Genomic DNA, 19,121 nt, shown 5'->3' on the forward strand with positions numbered 1-19,121 from the left:
CGCAACCGGCATGACCGATACCAAATCCCAGCTTCTCCACCTCGTCTTCGGCGGCGAGCTCGAAGACATTGACGGCGTGACCTTCAAGGATCTCGACCAGCTCGACATCGTCGGCATCTACCCGAACTATGCCGCCGCCCATGCCGCCTGGAAGTCCAAGGCGCAGCAGACCGTCGACAACGCGCATATGCGCTACTTCGTCGTGCATCTTCACCGGCTCCTGGACCCGGAATCCGGCTCCAACGCCCGCTGAGAGCGACATCGACACATGTGGCGCCGCATGCGCACATCGCGGAGGCTCCGTACCGCGCTCGGTCGGAGCATGGCCGCCTATTTGCGTTTCGTCTGGCGTTCCTCGCGCGTGGTGATGGAGCCGGCCGACCTTTATGATCTCGCGGAAGTGCAGCTTCCGATGATCCTCACCTTCTGGCACGGCCAGCATTTCCTCACGCCGTTCCTGGTGAAGCCGCACCACAAGGCGAAGGTCATGATCTCGCGCAGCAAGGATGCCGATGTGAACGCCGTCGCCGCCGAGGCGCTGGGCATCGGGACCATTCGCGGCTCCGGCGCGCAGGGCCGCAGCTTCCACCAGAAGGGCGGGCTCAACGCGACGATGGAGATGATCCGCAGCCTCGAAGAGGGTTGCAACGTCGCCATGACCGCCGACGTGCCCAAGATCAGCCGCGTCGCGGGCCTCGGCGTCATCACCATCGCCAAGCATTCCGGCCGGCCGATCTATCCGGTCGCCATCGCCACCCGTCACCGCATCCTCGCCCGGAGCTGGGACCGGGCGGCGATCCACCTGCCATTTGGCAAGGCGGCGGTGGTGGCCGGTGACGGCGTGCGCGTCGCGCCCGATGCCGGGCCCGAGGAGCTGGAGGCCGCCCGCCGCGAATTGCAGCGCCAGCTTGAGGTCGCGACCGCGCGCGCCGAGGAGCTGGTCGGCCGGCGCGCGCGCGGGAAGGAGCCCGTCGCGCATCATGGCTAGCGCGCGCTTCACCCTGCCGATCCGCGCCTACCGCCTCGCGACCTGGCTCGCGACGCCGTTCGTGCGGCTGCTGCTGATGAAGCGGCTGAAGCGCGGCAAGGAGGACGGGCCACGGCTGCGCGAGCGCCACGGGCTGAGCCGCGTGCCCCGGCCCAAGGGGCCGCTGGTGTGGCTGCACGGCGCGAGCGTCGGCGAGATGATCGCGGTGCTGCCGCTGATGGACCGGCTGCGGGCCCGCGGCTTCAAGGTGCTGCTGACCTCGGGCACGGTGACCTCGGCGCGGCTGGCCGCCAGCCGCCTGCCGCCGGACATCGTGCACCAGTTCGTGCCGCTGGATTCGCCGCTGTTCATGCGCCGCTTCCTCAAGCACTGGCGGCCCGATCTGGTGCTGCTGGTCGAATCCGAGCTCTGGCCTAACCTGCTAATCGAGGTGAACGCGCGCCGCACCCCGCTGGTGATGGTGAATGCGCGCATGTCGCCGAAATCCTTCGTCAACTGGCGCCGCCTGTCGAAGAGCGTGGCGGCGCTGCTGGCGCGGGTCGATCTGTGCCTCGCCCAGGGCCCGGACGACGGCGACCGGCTCAGCCGGCTCGGCGCGCCCCGCGTCACCGTCACCGGCAATCTGAAGTTCGACGCTCCGCCGCCGCCGGTCGACATCGTGGCCTTCGACGCGCTGCGCACCGCAACCTCCGGCCGGCAGGTGCTGGTGGCCGCCTCGACCCATCCGGGCGAGGAGGAGATGGTGATCGAGGCACATCAGCGCCTGCGCAAGGAGCTGCCGAACCTTCTCACCATCATCGCCCCGCGCCATCCCGAACGCGGCCGGGCGGTGCTGACGCTCGCCAACGAGGCGCAATGCCCTGCCGTGCTGCGATCGGACGGCTATCTGCCCGATCGCGGCACCCAGATCTATGTCGCCGACACCATCGGCGAGCTCGGCCTATTCTACCGGCTGGCGCCGGTCGCCCTGCTCGGCGGCTCGCTGGTGCGCCATGGCGGGCAGAACCCGATCGAGCCGATCAAGCTTGATACCGCGATCGTGCACGGGCCCTATGTCACCAATTTCGCCGAGATCTACCGCCGCCTCGACGAGGAGCGCGGCGGGGCTCAGGTGACCGACGCTCGCTCTCTCGCCGCCGCTGCCTATATGCTGTTCGCCGACGCGGCCGCGCGACAGCGCATGGTCGTTGCCGGGCAGGCCACCATCGCCAGCTTCGGCGGCGCGCTGGAACGCACCCTCGCCGCGATCGACCCCTATCTGGTGCAGATAAGGCTGGAAAGGCGCTGACGGCAATGCAGGCCCCCGATTTCTGGTGGCGGCGGGAGGTGAGGCTGAAGGCCGCCCTGCTCCGCCCGCTCGGCGCGCTGATCGGCGCCGCCACCGTCCTGCGCATGCGCCGCGCCGGCAGGGACCCCGGCATCCCGGTGATCTGCGTCGGCAATCCCACCGCTGGCGGCTCCGGCAAGACCCCGACCGCCATCCACCTCGTGCGCCACCTCGCCCGGCAGGGCCGCCGCCCGGCGATTCTGACGCGCGGTTATGGCGGGCGCGAGAAGGGCCCGGTTCAGGTCGATCCCACCCGCCATCTCTCCGGCGATGTCGGCGACGAGCCGCTGCTGCTCGCCCGCGCCGCCCCGACCTATGTGTCGCGCGACCGTGTGGCCGGTGCCGCCGCCGCCGTCGCGGACGGGGCGGACCTGCTGCTGATGGATGACGGCTTCCAGAATCCGGCGCTGGCCAAGGCGCTGTCCATCCTGGTGGTGGACGGGGCGGTGGGCATCGGCAATGGCCTGTGCCTTCCCGCCGGCCCGCTGCGTGCGCCGCTGTCCCCGCAACTCGCCCGCGCCCAGGCCCTGCTGGTGATCGGCGAGGGCGCGGCCGGCGAACGCGTGGCGCGCGAAGGCTACGAGGCCGGGCTGAAGGTGCTGCGCGGGCGCCTCGCGCCGGATGCGCAGACCCTCGCCCAGCTCATCGGCCGGCGCGTGCTGGCCTTCGCCGGCATCGGCCGGCCCGCCAAGTTCTTCGAGACGCTGCGCTCGCTCGGCGTGCTGCCGGCAATCACGCGCGCCTTCCCCGACCATCACGTCTTCACCGGCACCGAGGCCGTCGAATTGCGGCTTCAGGCCGAGCGCGAGGGGCTGCTGCTGGTGACCACGGAGAAGGATGCCGCCCGGCTTGCCGGCAGCGATGCCGGCCGCACGCTGCTCAGCGCCTGCATGGTGCTGCCGGTGCGGCTGGCGCTGGAGCCGCAGAGCGCGGCGGCGCTGGATGCGCTGATCGCCGAGCGGGCCGCGCCCCGGCGCTGATCGATGTGCCGGTCAGTCCTTCGCGGGACGCAGCCGACCCGGATGCAGCCGGGCGAGCGCGGCCTGCGGGGTGGCATAGGCTTCCTGCAGATCGACGTTCCAGTAGCGCAGCTCGTCGAGCGGGATCGCCTCGCCGGTCACGGCGCAGCGCACATAGGTGCCCGGCCGCACCACGCGGAAATCGCCGTCGAGATAACGCACCTCGGCCTCGCCGGACGCGGAGAATCGTTCAAACCTGTTCATCGCCCGATGCGGTCCTTACGGCCGCCCTTCAATGCCCTGCGCGCCAAGCCGTCCACTGCGACGGACGACCGCTCCACCATAAAGACCGGGGCGCCGTTACCGCAACCCCGCTTGCTGCAACCCTGCTTGTCGCAACATAATTTGCCGCAAACGTTCGCGCTGTCATCCGCCGAACAAGGTGGGCTGCCCGTCCTCATCCGGCAAGGGCTTCGCCCGTCGCCTCGGCGCGGGCCGGGCCGGGGCTGGCCGCGTGGAGGGCGCGGGCGGGGTGGCCAGCTCGCCGCCCGCCACCGCCGCGACATGGCCGTCGGCGAATTCGAGATCGAGGGCGGCACCCGCAGCGACTTGCCCGGCCCGGCGCAGCGGCGCGCCAGAGGCATCGCGCACCAGCGCGAATCCGCGCTCCAGCACGCCGTGATAGGATAAAGCCTGCATCAGCTGGCCGAGCCCCGCCAGCCGGCGCGCCCGCTCCTGCCCCGCCCGCAGCATGGCCGGCCGCAAACGCGCGGAGAGCCCTTCCAGCCGCTCGCGCGAACGGGCGTTGCGCTCGGCCTGCGCCTTGGCGTTGGCCCGTAGCGCACTGTCGAGCCGGGCGGCGAACAGCTCGAAACGCTCGCGCCGGCGCTCCACCAGCACGGCGAGCCGGGAGGGCGACAACCGCCCCTCGGCCCGTGTCAGCCGCAGCCGGTGCGCGCCGGCATTGGCTTTGAGCGCACGCGGCAGCCGGCCGGACGCCATGTCGAGCCGCTGGCGCGGCTGGGCGAGCAGCGCGTCCGCGCTCGGCAGCAGCCGGGAGAGCGCGCGAAGTTCCCCGCGCCGCCGCTCCGCCATGCGCGCCATCGCCCCGCCAAGCCGCGCACCGAGCCCCTGCACCTCGGCGATCAGTTCGCCGCGCACCGGCACCGCCATCTCGGCGGCGGCGGTCGGGGTGGGCGCGCGCACATCGGCCGCGAAGTCGATCAGCGTCACGTCGGTCTCGTGGCCAACCGCAGAAATCAGCGGAATGCCGCTCTCGGCCGCGGCGCGCACCACGATCTCCTCGGAAAAGCCGAGCAGGTCTTCGAGCGAACCGCCGCCGCGCGCGACGATCAGCACGTCCGGGCGCGGCACCGGGCCGCCCACGGGGAGCGCGTTGAAGCCGCGAATGGCGGCGGCCACTTCCGCGCCCGAGGTTTCGCCCTGCACCCGCACCGGCCACACCAGCACATGGCGCGGGAAACGGTCCTCCAGCCGGTGGAGAATGTCGCGGATCACCGCCCCCGTCGGCGAGGTGACGACGCCGATCACGCGCGGCAGGAAGGGCGGGCGCCGCTTGCGCTCGGGAGCGAACAGGCCCTCGCTGGCGAGCCGGCGCTTCCTCTCCTCCAGCATCGCCATGATCGCGCCGGCACCGGCGAATTCGAGCTGCTCGATGACGATCTGATAGGAGGACTTGCCGGGAAAAGTGGTGATGCGCCCGATGGCGACCACTTCCAGCCCTTCCTCGGGCTTGAGCCGCAGCCGGCCGAAATTGCCCTTCCACACCACCGCGTCGAGCCGGGCGTTCTGGTCCTTCAGGCTGAAATAGGCATGACCGGAGGAATGCGGCCCGCGATAGCCGGAGATTTCGCCGCGCACCCGCACATGGCCGAACGCGTCCTCCACCGTGCGCTTCAGCGCGCCGGAAAGTTCGGAGACGGTCCAGTCGGGGGCGTTGGAGGTCGGGGAATCGGTCATGTCGTCGGGCATGAGGGAGTGATAGTCGCTTTTGACGGAAGCGGGAACGCCTGCCGGATGCCCGGTCATGTTCGCCTTGATCCGCGCAGGCGCCGGCCTTAGGTTGCGCGCGATTTTCCGCCAACCGCCGGCATCCCCATGATCGATCCCACGCTTCCGCCCCACATGCGCCCCGACAAGTCGTTCCAGGGGCTCATCCTCGCGCTCCATGCCTTCTGGGCGGACAAGGGCTGCGTGGTGCTGCAACCCTACGACATGGAAGTCGGCGCCGGCACCTTTCATCCCGCCACCACGCTGCGCGCGCTCGGCCCGCTGCCGTGGAAGGCCGCCTATGTGCAGCCCTCCCGCCGGCCCAAGGACGGGCGCTATGGCGAGAACCCCAACCGGCTCCAGCATTATTACCAGTACCAGGTGATCCTGAAGCCCTCGCCCGCCGACCTGCAGGACCTCTACCTCGCCTCGCTCGACGCCATCGGCATCGACCTGAAGCTCCACGATGTGCGCTTCGTCGAGGACGACTGGGAAAGTCCGACGCTCGGCGCCTGGGGGCTGGGCTGGGAATGCTGGTGCGACGGCATGGAAGTCTCGCAGTTCACCTATTTCCAGCAGGTGGCGGGCATCGAGTGCTCCCCGGTCTCGGGCGAACTGACCTACGGGCTGGAGCGCCTCGCCATGTATGTGCAGGGGGTCGAGAACGTCTACGACCTCAACTTCAACGGCCGCGAGGGCGACGAGAAGGTCACCTATGGCGACGTGTTCCTGCAGGCCGAGCAGGAATATTCCCGGCACAATTTCGAGCATGCCGACACGGCGATGCTGCTGGAGCAGTTCCGCATGGCGGAGAGCGCCGCCGCGACATATCTCGCCGCCGGCTGGAACGACGACAAGACCCGCCACCTGATGGCCCAGCCCGCCTATGACCAGTGCATCAAGGCGAGCCACGTCTTCAACCTTTTGGACGCGCGCGGCGTGATCTCGGTGACCGAGCGCCAGAGCTACATCCTGCGCGTGCGCGAACTCGCCAAGGCCTGCGGCGCCGCCTGGCTGGCGACGGCGGCGGGCGGAACGCCCAGCGCAGCGTGAGGTAACGCGAACGTCGATGTTCGCAGCCTGACCTCGTTGGCCGGCCTTCCGGCCGCGCCCTCTCCGTGCCGAACCGGCCCACGGCCATAGAGGGAGCGACATCATGTTCGGCAACAGGCTTCGCGCGCCATCCCCCGCCTCGGGCGTAAGAGCGTCGGTTCGGCGACCTCACGCCCCACCGCTCGGCCCTGAGCGCATCACGGCAGGCGGATTTCGTTGTCAGGCGGCTCCGGCGGCGATTTCCTCGGCGCGGTCCGGCGCGTACACTGTCGCCGCGCGATGCGTCGCGGCCGGGCGGGGGCGCCGGCGGCGAGCACCGCCGGGCGACCGCCATCGGCCGACCGCCGCTTCCAGCGCCCCACGGGATCAATGCCGGTGACCGTGACCAGCCTCGACGACGCCTCCGCCATCCCCTCGCCCGCCGCGCCCATTCCCGCCGCACCGCGCGCCCTCGTCGCCGGCGCGCTCGGCAATGCGCTGGAATGGTACGACTTCGCCGCCTATGGCTTCCTCGCCGCGATCTTCGCGCAGAACTTCTTTCCCGAGAGCGACGCCTTTGTCGGCCTCATCGCGGCTTTCGGCGTGTTCGCGGCCTCGTTCCTGATGCGGCCGGTCGGGGGCATCGTGTTCGGGCATATCGGCGACCGCTACGGGCGGCGGCAGGCGCTGTTCATCTCCGCCGGCATGATGACCTTCTCCACCGTCGCCATCGGCCTGTTGCCGACCTACGCGACGCTCGGCGCGCTGGCCCCCGTGCTGCTGCTGGTGCTGCGGCTGCTGCAGGGGCTGTCCATCGGCGGCGAGTACACCACCTCGGCGATCTTCCTCGCCGAGAATGCCCGCCCGCACCGGCGGGGCTTCATCGCCTCCTTCGCCGGCTGCGGCGCCTCGGGCGGCACGCTGCTGGGCTCGGCGGTCGCGGCGGTGACCGCGACCGTGATGACCAGCGACGATCTCGCCGCCTGGGGCTGGCGCGTGCCGTTCCTGCTCGGCATCCTGCTCGGCGGCTTCACGCTCTATCTGCGCGGCTCGGCGATTCCCGAGCCCCGCCGCGTGCCCGCCGCGCCAGATGCTCATGACGGCCTGCCGCTGCTCCTCGCCTTCCGCATCGACGGGGCGAACATGCTGCGCGCCGCGGCGCTGAACCTCACGCTCGGCGTCGGCTTCTACATGCTGTTCGTCTACCTCACGACCTATATGCAGCAGGTCGACGGGCTGGAGGAGCGGGTCTCGCTCCAGATCAACACGGCGAGCATGCTGGCCGTGCTGGTGCTCGCCCCGGTCTTCGCCGCGCTGTCGGACCGGGTGGGGCGCAAGCTCGTGGTCTGCGCCGGGCTGGTCGGCCTCGTCCTGTTCTCCTGGCCGCTGTTCCGCCTGCTCGATGCCGGCACGCCGGGCCTCGCGCTCGCCGGCCAGCTCGGCTTCGCCGTGCTCATCGCCGCCTATGCCGGGCCGATGCCCTGCGTGCTGGTGGAGATGTTCCGGCCGGAGACGCGCTGCACCGCGCTCTCGCTCAGCTACAATGTCGCGCTCGGCCTTGCCGGCGGCACCGCGCCGATGGTGGCTGTGTATCTGGTCACCCGCGAACAGTTCGACATGGGGCCGGCGGTCTATCTGATCGCGGTCTCGGTGGTGTCGCTGGTCGCCGCGCTGACCCTGACCGAGCGTCGCGGCGCCTCGCTCGGCTAAACTCCGCCCTCCCCATGCGCGCGCGGGCATGCTAGGGCCTCGCTCGACCTTTTCCCCGGAGCGCGGCGGCCGGCTTGCCGCGCGCTATGATGCAAGCGTACGCCACGATGCCCGATCTGCTGCTCGAACTGTTCTGCGAAGAAATCCCGGCCCGCATGCAGGCGCAGGCCGCCGACTCCTTGAGGAAGCTCGTCACCGATGCGCTGGTCGAGCGCGGCCTTCTCTATGAGGGCGCCAAGGCGTTCGTCACCCCGCGCCGGCTGGCGCTCGCGGTTCACGGCCTGCCGGCCAGCCAGCCGGATGTGCACGAGGAGAAGAAGGGCCCGCGCGTCGGCGCGCCGGACGGCGCGATCCAGGGCTTCCTGAAGGCGGCGGGGCTCACCTCCATCGATCAGGCCAAGATCGAGAACGACCCGAAAAAGGGCGAGTTCTACGTCGCCCATATCCACAAGCACGGCCGGCCGACGCCGGAGGTGATCGCCGAGATCGTGCCGGCGATCATCCGTTCCTTCCCCTGGCCGAAATCGATGCGCTGGGGCAAGAACTCGGTGAACCCGAACACGCTGCGCTGGGTGCGCCCGCTGCAATCGATCATCGCCACCTTCGGCCCGGAGACCGAGGAGCCGGAGGTGGTGCCGTTCGAGGTCGACGGCATCCGCTCGGGCGACATCACGCGCGGCCATCGCTTCCTGTCGCAGGGCACGATCCGCGTGCGCCGTCTGGACGATTATCTCACCAAGCTGGAGGCCGCCTTCGTGGTGGCCGACCGCGAGCGGCGCAAGGACATCATCCTCAACGACGCGAAGGACCTCGCCCTCGCGCAGGGGCTGGAGCTGGTCGAGGATGCCGGCCTCACCGACGAGATTTCCGGCCTGGTGGAATGGCCGGTGGTGCTGATGGGATCGTTCGACCCGGCCTTCCTCGACGTGCCGGACGAGGTGATCCGCGCCACCATCCGCGCCAACCAGAAATGCTTCGTGCTCAAGGACCCGAGCACCGGGCGCCTCGCCAACCGCTTCATCCTGGTGTCGAACCTCGCGGCCACCGATGGCGGCAAGGCGATCGTCGCCGGCAATGAGCGCGTGATCCGCGCCCGGCTGTCGGACGCCAAATTCTTCTGGGAGACCGACAAGAAGACCAACGCCAGCGTGCCGCTCGACGAGCGTCTGGCGAAGTTCAAAAACGTCACCTTCCACGAGAAGCTCGGCTCGCAATATGAGCGCATCGAGAGGATCGCTGCACTGGCCGAAGTGCTGGCGCCGCTGGTGGGCGCCGATCCGGCGCTCGCGAAAGCCGCCGCGCTCTACGCCAAGAGCGACCTGCGTACCGAAGTGGTCGGCGAGTTCCCGGAAGTGCAGGGCCTGATGGGCCGCTATTACGCCGAGCTGGAAGGGCTCGACCCCGCCATCGCGCTCGCGGCGGAAGAACACTACAAGCCGCAGGGTCCGACCGACCGTGTGCCGACCGCCCCGGTCTCGATCGCCGTGGCGCTGGCCGACAAGCTCGACACGCTCACCGGCTTCTGGGCGATCGACGAGAAGCCGACCGGCTCCAAGGACCCCTACGCACTCCGCCGCGCCGCGCTCGGCGTGGTGCGCATGGTGCTGGACAACGGGCTGCGGGTGAAGCTCGCTGGCTTCGCCGATCCCGACCTTCTCTCCTTCTTCGCCGACCGCCTGAAGGTCCACCTCCGCGAGGCCGGTGCCCGTCACGACCTCGTCGATGCCGTGTTCGCGCTTGAAGGGCAGGACGACCTCCTGCTCGTCACCAAGCGCGTCGAGGCGCTCGGGCGCTTTCTTGCCACCGAGGACGGCCGCAACCTGCTGGCCGGCACCAAGCGCGCGGCGAATATTCTGCGCATCGAGGAGAAGAAGGACGGTGTGTCTTATGACGGCGGCGTCGATGTCGTGCTGCTGCACGAGCCGGAGGAGCGCGCGCTCGCCGACGCCATCGCCGCGCTCGGCCCGAAGATCGAGGCCGCGCTGGCGGCGGAGGATTTCGAGGGCGCCATGAGCCTGATCGCCGGCCTGCGCGCACCCGTGGACGCGTTCTTCGACAAGGTCACGGTGAATGCCGCCGACCCCGCGCTGCGCGTCAACCGGCTGCGGCTGCTCGCCGACATCCGCGCCATCACCCGCCAGATCGCGGATTTCGACCGCATCGAGGGCTGAACTGCCGGTCTGTGAATCCGGGCGGGAGGTCCACCGGAACCTTTCCCCGCCCGGTGCGGTTCTTGAGGGTCACCCCACGGGAGTACCCCTCATGGAAGTCAGCATCGTCGCCCTTCAGCCGCTCGTCGCGCTCATCGCCGGCATTCTCATCCTGCTGATCCCGCGCCTGCTCAACTACATCGTCGCGATCTACCTGATCTTCATCGGCGTGATGGGCCTGCTCGGCCCCGGCGGGCTGGAACGCCTCGGACTTTGAGCGAAGGCGGGGTGCTAGAGCATTTCCCGCGAAAGTTGATCGACTTTCGCGACGAGGAAATGCTCCAGTCCGTTGAATCGAGAGCACTTTCTTTCCGATCAGGTGATTCCACCTGATCGGAAAGAGCTCTCGGCCCCGCCGCCCGTCACCGCGCCGTCACGCCCGGCCGATCACGCGGTCCACGCTCCACGGACCGGCGCCGGAGAACACGAAGTAGAAGAAGACGAAGCAGAACAGGATGGCGAGGTTGCCATTATTGTTGATCGGGTAGAAATCCTGCGGCGCGTGACGCAGGAAATAGGCGAAGGCCATCACGCCGGACAGCACGAACGCCGCCGGGCGAGTGAACAGCCCGATCAGGATCAGCCCGCCGCAGACCAGCTCGAAGATGCCGGCAATGCCGGGCAGCGAGGTCAGGCTGGGAATGTTGTCGCCCGGCGGAAAGCCCAGAACCTTGCGCAAGCCATATTGCAGGATCAGCAGCGCCGCCATCACGCGCAGAAGGCTGAGCACATGGGGCGCGAGGCGGTTGAGCGTAGCGGTCATTTTTCAATCCCAAGGTTTGTTGCAAGAGCTGTTGCAAGAGCTGTTGCAAGAGTTGTTGCGGGTGATCCGGCTGGTTTCCTGATGCCCCAATACACCCCCTGCGACAATCGGCGCAGGGCTCACATTGATGTGCAACGCACAAAAAATGCCGCATCGCGAATGATGGGCCCTCAAGCCGTGCGAATGATGGATTGAACCCTTGCGCGCGAAAGGCTAGACCTAATTTTGGGAAAGCTCATGGAGCGGCTCGGCCGTGACAGCGCAACCCACTGGCAGGTTTAAGTTTTCGGTATCGTCTGAATTTCCACCAGGGCGATGGGCGCGCGCGGGCGCTTCCTACCAACAGGACTTCCGAAATGACGAAATGGGTCTACACCTTCGGCGACGGCACTGCGGAAGGTGCGGCGGATATGCGCAACCTTCTCGGCGGCAAGGGCGCAAACCTTGCTGAAATGTCGAATCTCGGGCTGCCGGTGCCTCCCGGCTTCACCATCTCGACCGAGGTCTGCACGTATTACTACGCCAACGGCAACGTCTATCCGGCCTCGCTGAAGGCCGATGTCGAGGCCGCGCTCGCCCATGTCGGCAAACTCGCCGGCCGCGTTTTCGGCGATTCCGCCAACCCGCTGCTCGTCTCGGTGCGCTCGGGCGCCCGCGCCTCGATGCCGGGCATGATGGACACCGTGCTCAATCTCGGCCTGAACGACGTCACCGTCGAGGCCGTGGCCGCCGGCTCCGGCAACCCGCGCTTCGCCTATGACAGCTACCGCCGCTTCATCCAGATGTACTCGAACGTGGTGCTCGACTTCCCGCATCACCACTTCGAAGAGGTGCTGGACGGCTTCAAGGCCGATAATGGCTACACGCTCGACACCGACCTCTCGGCCGATGACTGGAAGGAAATCGTCAAGCGCTACAAGGCGCTGGTCGAGCACGAGCTCGGCACCCCCTTCCCGCAGGACCCCCATGCCCAGCTCTGGGGCGCCATCGGCGCGGTGTTCGGCTCCTGGATGAACCAGCGCGCCATCGTCTATCGCCGCCTGCACGCCATCCCCGAAAGCTGGGGCACGGCGGTGAACATCCAGGCCATGGTGTTCGGCAATATGGGCGACACCTCCGCCACCGGCGTCGCCTTCACCCGCAACCCCTCGACCGGCGAGAACGCGCTCTATGGCGAGTTCCTGATCAACGCGCAGGGCGAGGATGTGGTGGCGGGCATCCGCACCCCGCAGAACATCACCGAGGTCGCGCGCATCGAGGCCGGCTCCGACAAGCCCTCGATGGAAAAGGCGCTCCCCGAGGTCTACGCCGAGTTCATCCGCATCGCCGGCGTGCTGGAGCGCCACTACCGCGACATGCAGGACCTCGAATTCACCGTCGAGCGCGGCAAGCTGTGGATGCTGCAGACCCGCTCGGGCAAGCGCACCGCCAAGGCCTCGCTGCGCATCGCGGTGGAACTGGCCGATGCCGGCGTGATCACCCGCGAGGAAGCGATCGCCCGCGTCGATCCCGCCGCGCTGGACCAGCTGCTGCACCCGATGCTCGACCCCAAGGCCGACAAGAACATCATCGGCTCCGGCCTGCCGGCCTCGCCGGGCGCGGCCTCGGGTGAGATCGTGTTCTCGGCCGACGAGGCGGAGCTGCTCAAGACGCAGGGCCGCAAGGTCATCCTGGTGCGCATCGAGACCTCGCCGGAAGACATTCACGGCATGCACGCCGCCGAAGGCATCCTCACCACCCGCGGCGGCATGACCTCGCACGCCGCCGTGGTGGCGCGCGGCATGGGCAAGCCCTGCGTCTGTGGCGCCGGCACCATCCGCGTCGACTACGCCGCCGGCACGCTCTCCTCGGGCGGCGTCACCCTCAGGAAGGGCGACATCCTCACCCTCGACGGCGGCACCGGCCAGGTGATCGCCGGCGCGGTGGCGACGCTCCAGCCGGAGCTGTCCGGTGAGTTCGGCACGCTGATGGGCTGGGCCGACGGCGTGCGCCGCCTCAAGGTTCGCGCCAATGCGGAAACCCCGCTGGATGCCCGCACCGCGAAGAACTTCGGCGCCGAGGGCATCGGCCTGTCGCGCACCGAGCACATGTTCTTCGACGGCGACCGCATCCGTTCCGTGCGCGAAATGATCCTTGCGGACGACGAGAAGGGCCGTCGCGCCGCGCTCGCCAAGCTGCTCGCCGCCCAGCGCTCGGACTTCCAGGAGCTGTTCGAGATCATGGACGGCCTGCCGGTCACGATCCGCCTGCTCGACCCGCCGCTGCACGAATTCCTGCCGCACACCGACGCGGAGATCGCGGAAGTGGCGGCCGGCCTCGGCGTTTCCGCCGCCAAGCTCGCCGCGCGCAAGAAGGAGTTCGACGAGTTCAACCCGATGCTCGGCTTCCGCGGCTGTCGTCTCGCCATCGCCTTCCCGGAGATCGCCGAGATGCAGGCCCGCGCGATCTTCGAGGCCGCCGTGGCGGCGGAGAAGAGCACCGGCAAGCCGGTGGTGCCGGAAATCATGGTGCCGCTGATCACCGGCAAGAAGGAGTTCGACCTCGTCAAGGCCGACATTGACGGCGTGGCGGCTAAGGTCGAGGCCGAGACCGGCACCAAGCTGAACTATCAGGTCGGCACCATGATCGAGCTGCCGCGCGCCGCGCTGAAGGCGGGCGAGATCGCGGAGACCGCGGAGTTCTTCTCCTACGGCACCAACGACCTGACCCAGACCACCTACGGCATCTCGCGCGACGATGCTGGCACCTTCCTCGGCACCTATATCGGCAAGGGCATCTTCGAGGTCGACCCGTTCGTGTCGATCGATGTCGACGGTGTCGGCGAGCTGGTGAAGATCGCGACCGAGCGCGGGCGCGCGGTGCGTCCCAAGCTCAAGCTCGGCATTTGCGGCGAGCATGGCGGCGACCCGGCCTCGGTGGCGTTCTGCGAGGAAGTGGGACTCGACTATGTGTCGTGCTCGCCCTTCCGCGTGCCGATCGCCCGCCTCGCCGCCGCGCAGGCGGCGCTGAAGACGCAGGCCGCCAGCCAGGCGTGACGCGTCGGCAAATTGAAAACCGCAGCGGCCGGGCCTGAGCCCGGCCGTTTTGCTTTGGCCGGACGGCCGTCCCCGGAAGGGGCCGCAGAGCGCGGCTGGCCAAGGTCGGTGCGGGGATGGGGATGGCCTTTCGCGCCGCACAGCTTATATAAGGACCATCATCAACAAGGATGTGGTCGAACCGCGGTCCGATGCGGACCGCCTTGATTGGATAGGATTTGCAAGTTCTCGTCCGCGACAACAATGTCGATCAGGCGCTGCGTGTACTGAAGAAGAAGATGCAGCGCGAAGGTGTTTTCCGTGAAATGAAGGCCCGGCGGTCTTATGAAAAGCCGTCCGAGAAGCGCAACCGGGAAGCGGCGGAAGCCGTGCGCCGCGCGCGCAAGCTGGCCCGCAAGCAGGCCGTGCGCGAGGGCCTGATCGCTGCGCCGAAAAAGAAGCCGCTGCCGGCGCGCGGCCGTCCCGCTGACGCGTTCTCGGCCCCTGCGCCGGCCGCCGAGGCGAAATAATATTGAACGGCCTTGCCGAAATAGGGTGAAAGCCCTATGTTGTCTTCATCGATCTTGCACGTTGAATGTTGTTTTGCGCGATCCGCGCTTTGGCGAACTTCCTCTCAAATCGATGAGCATGTGCCGTTTCGCCTTTCGGCGGGCGGCTTGGTTTCTGTTCCGAATGAAGGAATATCGTCATGGCGACGGGTACTGTGAAGTGGTTTAACGGCCAGAAGGGCTATGGTTTCATTCAGCCGGACAACGGCGGGTCGGACGTGTTCGTCCACATCTCCGCCGTGGAGCGCGCCGGCATGACCGAGCTGCGCGATGGACAGAAGATCTCCTTCGAGATCGAGTCCGATCGCCGCACCGGCAAGCAGTCGGCCGGCAATCTGCAGGCGGCGTGATCGTGCTGCCGGCTCCTGACCACGGATGTACTGGCAGGAACCGTTGAGCACAGTGGGAAGGCCGGGAACATCCCGGCCTTTTTCATTTTCAGGGATGACGACGATGGTTGAACCGACCCGCGACAATCTCTTCAAGCCCAATCTCACCAAGGCCGAGAGCAAGGCCGACGCGGTATCGCGCATCGCCAAGACGATGATCGATCAGGAAGTCGCCCGGCGCGACGCCAAGACCGCGCGGCTGCGCGAAGCACGCCTCGCGCAGGAGGCCGCTGCGACGCCGGTGGCGGCGAAGACGGCACGCCCGGTGCGCGCGCGCGGTGGCAAATAGGCGCCGGCCTATCCGGCACGCGAGGACAGCAGCGCCTCCGCGACCTCAACGAACCCCGCGCCACCCGGCTCTGCGGTGATCCGGCGCGGCGGCGTCTCAATCCCGTGCAGACAGCGCGTGACGGTGCTGACCCCGACACTGTGCCGGAAGCAGCCGAACATCGGCGCACCGCTGGCGCAATCGCCGACATAACGCACGGCGTCGGACTCGGTGGCGACGAGCGTCCCGAACCCCAAGCGAACGCGGTACGCCAGACGAGCGTGTGAAATCCCGCCGAGCCCCCAGAGATTATTGAGCATCAGACGGCGCCCTCGCCCCACCGACAGGCAGAGTACGCGATTAGATTTAGATCTTGGACGCCCGATTTCGTACTCAGGCACGAGGACGCGATGGCCGAACGATTGTCTCGCGATGCGGAAAGGTGGCTCGCCGAACGGGATTGAGGTTACCCTCTCACCCCCGAGCCGCCGCCTTCAGCCGGTACAGCGCCTCCAGCGCCTCGCGCGGGGTCATCTCGTCGGGGTCGATGGCGTCTAGCGCCCCCTTCACCGCCGCCGCGACCGGATCGGCCTTCGCGGCCGGCGCCTGCGCCGCCGGGACACGGTTCAGCGCGGCGAACAGCGGCAGGTCGTCGAGGATGCGCTGGGCGGGCGCCGCGCGGTCGGCGCTTTCCAGTTCGGTGAGCACCGCCTTGGCCCGCGCCACCACCATGGGCGGCAGGCCGGCGAGCTTGGCGACCTGAATGCCGTAGGAGCGGTCCGCCGCACCCGGCACCACCTCGTGCAGGAAGATCACCTCGCCCTCCCACTCCTTCACCTTCACCGTCGCGTTGACGAGGCGGTCGAGGCGCTGGGAGAGCGCGGTCAGCTCATGGAAATGCGTGGCGAACAGGCCGCGACAGCGATTGACCTCGTGCAGATGCTCAAGGCTCGCCCAGGCGATGGAGAGGCCGTCAAAGGTCGCGGTGCCGCGCCCGATCTCGTCGAGAATCACCAGCGAGCGGTCGGTCGCCTGATTGAGGATCGCGGCGGTCTCCACCATCTCGACCATGAAGGTCGAGCGCCCGCGCGCCAGATCGTCCGCCGCGCCGACGCGCGAGAACAGCCGGTCCACCGCGCCCAGCCGGGCCGAGGCCGCCGGCACGAAGGCGCCGGCCTGCGCCAGCACCGCGATCAGCGCGTTCTGCCGCAGGAAGGTGGACTTGCCCGCCATGTTCGGGCCGGTGACCAGCCAGATCCGTCCAGCCGGCGCCGCCTTCTTGGCCTCGGGCGCGGAGAGGTCGCAGTCATTGGCGACGAACGGCCCGCCATCGCGCGTCAGCGCCTGCTCCACCACCGGATGCCGGCCGCCGGAAATCGCGAAATCGAGGCTGCCATCGACATGCGGCCGGACATAGCCCTGCTCCACCGCCAGCGCGGCGAGGCCGGCGGTGACGTCGACCACCGCAAGTGCCCCGGCTGCGGCGCGGATGCTCTCCGCCAGCGCGTTCACCGCCGCCACCAGCTGGTCGAAAATGCCCTGTTCCAGCCCGAGCGCGCGCTCGCCGGCGCTGGCGATCTTCGCCTCCAGCTCGCCAAGCTCGGTCGAGGTGAAGCGCATCGCCCCCGCCATAGTCTGGCGGTGCACGAACACGCTGGCGAAAGGCGGCTCGCGCAGCCGGTCGGCATTCTGCTGGCTGACCTCGACGAAATAGCCGAGCACCGCATTGTGCCTGATCTTCAAGGACTTGACGCCGGTCTCCTCGGCATAGCGCCGCTCCAGCGCCGCCACCACGCGCCGGCTCTCGTCGCGCAGCGCGCGCAAGCCGTCGAGGTCGGGATCATAGCCGGCGCGGATGAAGCCGCCGTCGCGGCGGTTCAGCGGCAGCTCATCGGCCAGCGCGGCGGACAGCAGCGCGGCCAGCGCGGGGTCGACGCCCGAGAGCGTGGCGGCGGCCTCGGCAAGCTCGCGCGGCGCCTCGCCCGCGATCATCCCGGCAAGGGCGGCGCCCTCGGCGAGGCCGCGCCCGATGGCGGAGAGGTCGCGCGGGCCCGAGCGGCCCAGCGCGACACGCGACAGCGCGCGGGCGAGGTCCGGCGCGCCGGCAAGGCGGGCGCGCAACGCCTCGCGCAAAGCGGGCGCCTCGACCAGATGCTCCACCGCATCCAGCCGCGCATTGATGCGCGCCGGGTCGGTCAGCGGCTCGGCGAGGCGCCGGGCCAGAAGCCGCGCCCCGGCCGAGGTCACGGTGCGGTCGACGCTGGCATTGAGGCTGCCGGCGCGGTCCCCGGTCGTGGTGCGCAGGATTTCGAGATTGGCGCGGGTGGCGGGGTCGATCACCATCACATCCGCGCTGGCCTCGCGCACCGGGCGCTGCAAGGGCGGACGGGCGCCGAGCTGGGTGCGCTCGATATAGGCGACCACGGCCGCGGCGGCGGTCAGCTCGGCGCGGGTGAAGGCGCCGAAGGACTCCAGCGTCGCCACCTGGAAAAAGCCGGCGATGCGCCGCTCCGCCACCGTGCCGTCGAAACTCTCCTTGGGCAGCGGCGTCACCGCCGGCAGGCTGCGCCACAGCTCGCGGAACGCCGGCTCACCGAACACGGCGTCCGGCACCAGAAGCTCCGCCGGCTCAATGCGGGCGAGATCGGCGGCGAGCCGCCCGGCATCGGTCTCCGCGACCCGGAACGAGCCGGTGGAGATGTCCGCGAAGGCCAGCGCATAGACGTGACCGTCCTCGCCCTCGCCGCCGCGCAGCCGGGCCAGCGCCGCCAGCACATTCTCGCGCCGGGCATCCAGCAGCGCGTCCTCGGTCAGCGTGCCGGGGGTGACGAGGCGGGTGACGTCGCGGCGCACCACGCTCTTCGGGCCGCGCTTCTTGGCCTCGGCCGGGTCTTCGATCTGCTCGCACACCGCGACGCGGTGGCCGCAGGCGATCAGCTTGTGCAGATATTCCTCGGCGCGCTCCACCGGCACGCCGCACATCGGAATATCCGCGCCCTGATGTTTGCCGCGCTTGGTCAGCACGATGCCGAGCGCGCGCGAGGCGATTTCCGCGTCCTCGAAGAACAGCTCGTAGAAATCGCCCATCCGGTAGAACAGCAGGCTGTCCGGGTTGGCGGTCTTGATCTCGATATATTGCGCCATCATGGGCGTGACGCGTTCGGCGTCGGCTCCCGCTTTGGGCGCGGCGCGCGGGGCGGCGTCCTGCGTCGCGGGCTCAAGGGAAGCGGCGGCGGCCTCAGTTTTCTCGGTCATGGAATCCATAGGCCAAGGCTTGCAGGGGTGGGCCCGGCACTTCAAGCCCGATGCCGGTCTTGTCCCCCTAAAGCTGCCCGCTCACAGCTCGATGCCGCGCAGCGCGTCGGGGTCCATCAGCGCCATCATCCGGCCGGCGGCGGCCCGGGCGAGCCGCAGCGTCACCGCCCGCCGCGTGGACGCGACCAGCGGATGGCGCGGCGCCTCGCGGATCAGCCCGGCGCCGAACGCATCCGCGACCAGTATGCCGACATCCTCGGGCAGGATTTCCAGCGGGAAGTCGGGAGCGACGGCGAAGAACAGCCGGTCGCAGAACAGGCGGTACTCGGCCCATTTGCGGTCGGTGCGGAAGTCGATGACCGAGGATTTGATCTCCACCACCCACACCTCGCCGCGCGCGTCGATGGCGGCGATATCCGCGCGCCGGCCGGACGCCAGCACGAATTCCGGCACGCCGGCCAGCCCGCAGGCCGCGAGATAGCGCAGCGCGCCGCGCTGGATCGCGCGGGCCGTCTCGGACTGGCGGCCATCGGCCGGGGGCACCAGGTCAGGCAGGGCATAAACGGGCTCGCTCATGTCCGTACTCTATATGTTCTCATCGCGCCCCGGCAAGAGCCGATGGCCGGG

18 protein-coding genes are annotated in these 19,121 nt (G+C 69.0%); 12 read left to right on the top strand and 6 right to left on the bottom strand.

What is annotated here, in order from left to right; translation table 11 throughout:
• The first annotated feature begins 10 nt into the window (after nucleotides 1-10).
• From VRZ77_RS05750 to lpxK, 4 genes are read left to right on the top strand one after another with little or no spacing between them, the layout of a single operon-like run.
• Entirely contained in the window at nucleotides 11-253 is a 243-nt protein-coding gene (locus VRZ77_RS05750; protein ID WP_414591707.1) for a DUF4170 domain-containing protein, read from the top strand.
• Nucleotides 254-268: 15 nt separating this feature from the next.
• The gene (locus VRZ77_RS05755; RefSeq protein ID WP_414591708.1) at nucleotides 269-988 is read left to right on the top strand and encodes a lysophospholipid acyltransferase family protein; all 720 of its coding nucleotides are present in this window, start codon (nucleotides 269-271) and stop codon (nucleotides 986-988) included.
• A complete protein-coding gene (locus VRZ77_RS05760; RefSeq protein WP_414591709.1) occupies nucleotides 981-2,276 on the top strand; it encodes a 3-deoxy-D-manno-octulosonic acid transferase in 1,296 nt (431 codons plus the stop codon). Before VRZ77_RS05755 ends, VRZ77_RS05760 begins: the two co-directional genes overlap by 8 nt.
• Nucleotides 2,277-2,281: 5 nt before the next feature.
• A complete protein-coding gene (gene lpxK, locus VRZ77_RS05765) occupies nucleotides 2,282-3,295 on the top strand; it encodes a tetraacyldisaccharide 4'-kinase (protein ID WP_414591710.1) in 1,014 nt (337 codons plus the stop codon).
• A gap of 12 nt (nucleotides 3,296-3,307) precedes the next feature.
• Here lpxK and VRZ77_RS05770 read toward each other — a convergent pair whose 3' ends face one another.
• Together VRZ77_RS05770 and xseA are read right to left on the bottom strand one after the other, a co-directional pair.
• A complete protein-coding gene (locus VRZ77_RS05770; RefSeq protein ID WP_414591711.1) occupies nucleotides 3,308-3,538 on the bottom strand; it encodes a DUF2093 domain-containing protein in 231 nt (76 codons plus the stop codon).
• Between the two features lie 162 nt (nucleotides 3,539-3,700).
• Nucleotides 3,701-5,266, bottom strand: coding sequence for an exodeoxyribonuclease VII large subunit (gene xseA / locus VRZ77_RS05775; protein WP_414591798.1), 1,566 nt, complete (start codon nucleotides 5,264-5,266; stop codon nucleotides 3,701-3,703).
• A 126-nt stretch (nucleotides 5,267-5,392) separates the two neighbouring features.
• On the opposite strand from xseA, the gene VRZ77_RS05780 reads away from it, so the two are divergent.
• The 4 genes from VRZ77_RS05780 (at nucleotide 5,393) to VRZ77_RS05795 (ending at nucleotide 10,453) form a co-directional block, all read left to right on the top strand.
• Nucleotides 5,393-6,337, top strand: a complete 945-nt coding sequence (locus VRZ77_RS05780) for a glycine--tRNA ligase subunit alpha (RefSeq protein WP_414591712.1) — start codon at nucleotides 5,393-5,395, stop codon at nucleotides 6,335-6,337.
• A gap of 369 nt (nucleotides 6,338-6,706) precedes the next feature.
• A complete protein-coding gene (locus tag VRZ77_RS05785; protein ID WP_414591713.1) occupies nucleotides 6,707-8,026 on the top strand; it encodes an MFS transporter in 1,320 nt (439 codons plus the stop codon).
• A 107-nt stretch (nucleotides 8,027-8,133) separates the two neighbouring features.
• Nucleotides 8,134-10,197: a glycine--tRNA ligase subunit beta gene (glyS, locus tag VRZ77_RS05790; protein WP_414591714.1), complete on the top strand. Its 2,064-nt coding sequence runs from the start codon at nucleotides 8,134-8,136 to the stop codon at nucleotides 10,195-10,197.
• Between the two features lie 91 nt (nucleotides 10,198-10,288).
• Entirely contained in the window at nucleotides 10,289-10,453 is a 165-nt protein-coding gene (locus VRZ77_RS05795; RefSeq protein WP_414591715.1) for a DUF3096 domain-containing protein, read from the top strand.
• 156 nt (nucleotides 10,454-10,609) lie between these two features.
• Here VRZ77_RS05795 and VRZ77_RS05800 read toward each other — a convergent pair whose 3' ends face one another.
• Entirely contained in the window at nucleotides 10,610-10,999 is a 390-nt protein-coding gene (locus VRZ77_RS05800) for a DoxX family protein (RefSeq protein ID WP_414591716.1), read from the bottom strand.
• Nucleotides 11,000-11,355: 356 nt separating this feature from the next.
• On the opposite strand from VRZ77_RS05800, the gene ppdK reads away from it, so the two are divergent.
• The 4 genes from ppdK (at nucleotide 11,356) to VRZ77_RS05820 (ending at nucleotide 15,260) form a co-directional block, all read left to right on the top strand.
• The gene (gene ppdK / locus VRZ77_RS05805; RefSeq protein WP_414591717.1) at nucleotides 11,356-14,034 is read left to right on the top strand and encodes a pyruvate, phosphate dikinase; all 2,679 of its coding nucleotides are present in this window, start codon (nucleotides 11,356-11,358) and stop codon (nucleotides 14,032-14,034) included.
• A gap of 218 nt (nucleotides 14,035-14,252) precedes the next feature.
• Entirely contained in the window at nucleotides 14,253-14,543 is a 291-nt protein-coding gene (gene rpsU / locus VRZ77_RS05810) for a 30S ribosomal protein S21 (RefSeq protein ID WP_414591718.1), read from the top strand.
• Between the two features lie 179 nt (nucleotides 14,544-14,722).
• Complete coding sequence (locus VRZ77_RS05815) at nucleotides 14,723-14,932, top strand: cold-shock protein (protein WP_414591719.1); 210 nt, start codon at nucleotides 14,723-14,725, stop codon at nucleotides 14,930-14,932.
• A gap of 103 nt (nucleotides 14,933-15,035) precedes the next feature.
• Entirely contained in the window at nucleotides 15,036-15,260 is a 225-nt protein-coding gene (locus VRZ77_RS05820) for a hypothetical protein (protein WP_414591720.1), read from the top strand.
• 8 nt (nucleotides 15,261-15,268) lie between these two features.
• Here VRZ77_RS05820 and VRZ77_RS05825 read toward each other — a convergent pair whose 3' ends face one another.
• The 3 genes from VRZ77_RS05825 to VRZ77_RS05835 form a co-directional block, all read right to left on the bottom strand.
• Nucleotides 15,269-15,559, bottom strand: a complete 291-nt coding sequence (locus VRZ77_RS05825) for a hypothetical protein (RefSeq protein WP_414591721.1) — start codon at nucleotides 15,557-15,559, stop codon at nucleotides 15,269-15,271.
• 154 nt (nucleotides 15,560-15,713) lie between these two features.
• Nucleotides 15,714-18,494: a DNA mismatch repair protein MutS gene (gene mutS, locus VRZ77_RS05830; protein ID WP_414591722.1), complete on the bottom strand. Its 2,781-nt coding sequence runs from the start codon at nucleotides 18,492-18,494 to the stop codon at nucleotides 15,714-15,716.
• Between the two features lie 81 nt (nucleotides 18,495-18,575).
• The gene (locus tag VRZ77_RS05835) at nucleotides 18,576-19,070 is read right to left on the bottom strand and encodes an MmcB family DNA repair protein (protein WP_414591723.1); all 495 of its coding nucleotides are present in this window, start codon (nucleotides 19,068-19,070) and stop codon (nucleotides 18,576-18,578) included.
• Nucleotides 19,071-19,121 lie beyond the last annotated feature (51 nt).

The organism is Ancylobacter sp. G4_0304 (assembly GCF_047501495.1).
In the GTDB taxonomy this organism is placed as follows: Bacteria; Pseudomonadota; Alphaproteobacteria; order Rhizobiales; family Xanthobacteraceae; genus Ancylobacter.

Coding starts and splice junctions, on each gene's coding strand:
- VRZ77_RS05750 (WP_414591707.1), top strand. CDS start 11: ATGACCGATACCAAATCCCAGCTTCTCCACCTCGTCTTCGGCGGCGAG.
- VRZ77_RS05755 (WP_414591708.1), top strand. CDS start 269: ATGTGGCGCCGCATGCGCACATCGCGGAGGCTCCGTACCGCGCTCGGT.
- VRZ77_RS05760 (WP_414591709.1), top strand. CDS start 981: ATGGCTAGCGCGCGCTTCACCCTGCCGATCCGCGCCTACCGCCTCGCG.
- lpxK (WP_414591710.1), top strand. CDS start 2,282: ATGCAGGCCCCCGATTTCTGGTGGCGGCGGGAGGTGAGGCTGAAGGCC.
- VRZ77_RS05770 (WP_414591711.1), bottom strand. CDS start 3,538: ATGAACAGGTTTGAACGATTCTCCGCGTCCGGCGAGGCCGAGGTGCGT.
- xseA (WP_414591798.1), bottom strand. CDS start 5,266: ATGCCCGACGACATGACCGATTCCCCGACCTCCAACGCCCCCGACTGG.
- VRZ77_RS05780 (WP_414591712.1), top strand. CDS start 5,393: ATGATCGATCCCACGCTTCCGCCCCACATGCGCCCCGACAAGTCGTTC.
- VRZ77_RS05785 (WP_414591713.1), top strand. CDS start 6,707: ATGCCGGTGACCGTGACCAGCCTCGACGACGCCTCCGCCATCCCCTCG.
- glyS (WP_414591714.1), top strand. CDS start 8,134: ATGCCCGATCTGCTGCTCGAACTGTTCTGCGAAGAAATCCCGGCCCGC.
- VRZ77_RS05795 (WP_414591715.1), top strand. CDS start 10,289: ATGGAAGTCAGCATCGTCGCCCTTCAGCCGCTCGTCGCGCTCATCGCC.
- VRZ77_RS05800 (WP_414591716.1), bottom strand. CDS start 10,999: ATGACCGCTACGCTCAACCGCCTCGCGCCCCATGTGCTCAGCCTTCTG.
- ppdK (WP_414591717.1), top strand. CDS start 11,356: ATGACGAAATGGGTCTACACCTTCGGCGACGGCACTGCGGAAGGTGCG.
- VRZ77_RS05815 (WP_414591719.1), top strand. CDS start 14,723: ATGGCGACGGGTACTGTGAAGTGGTTTAACGGCCAGAAGGGCTATGGT.
- VRZ77_RS05820 (WP_414591720.1), top strand. CDS start 15,036: ATGGTTGAACCGACCCGCGACAATCTCTTCAAGCCCAATCTCACCAAG.
- VRZ77_RS05825 (WP_414591721.1), bottom strand. CDS start 15,559: ATGCTCAATAATCTCTGGGGGCTCGGCGGGATTTCACACGCTCGTCTG.
- mutS (WP_414591722.1), bottom strand. CDS start 18,494: ATGACCGAGAAAACTGAGGCCGCCGCCGCTTCCCTTGAGCCCGCGACG.
- VRZ77_RS05835 (WP_414591723.1), bottom strand. CDS start 19,070: ATGAGCGAGCCCGTTTATGCCCTGCCTGACCTGGTGCCCCCGGCCGAT.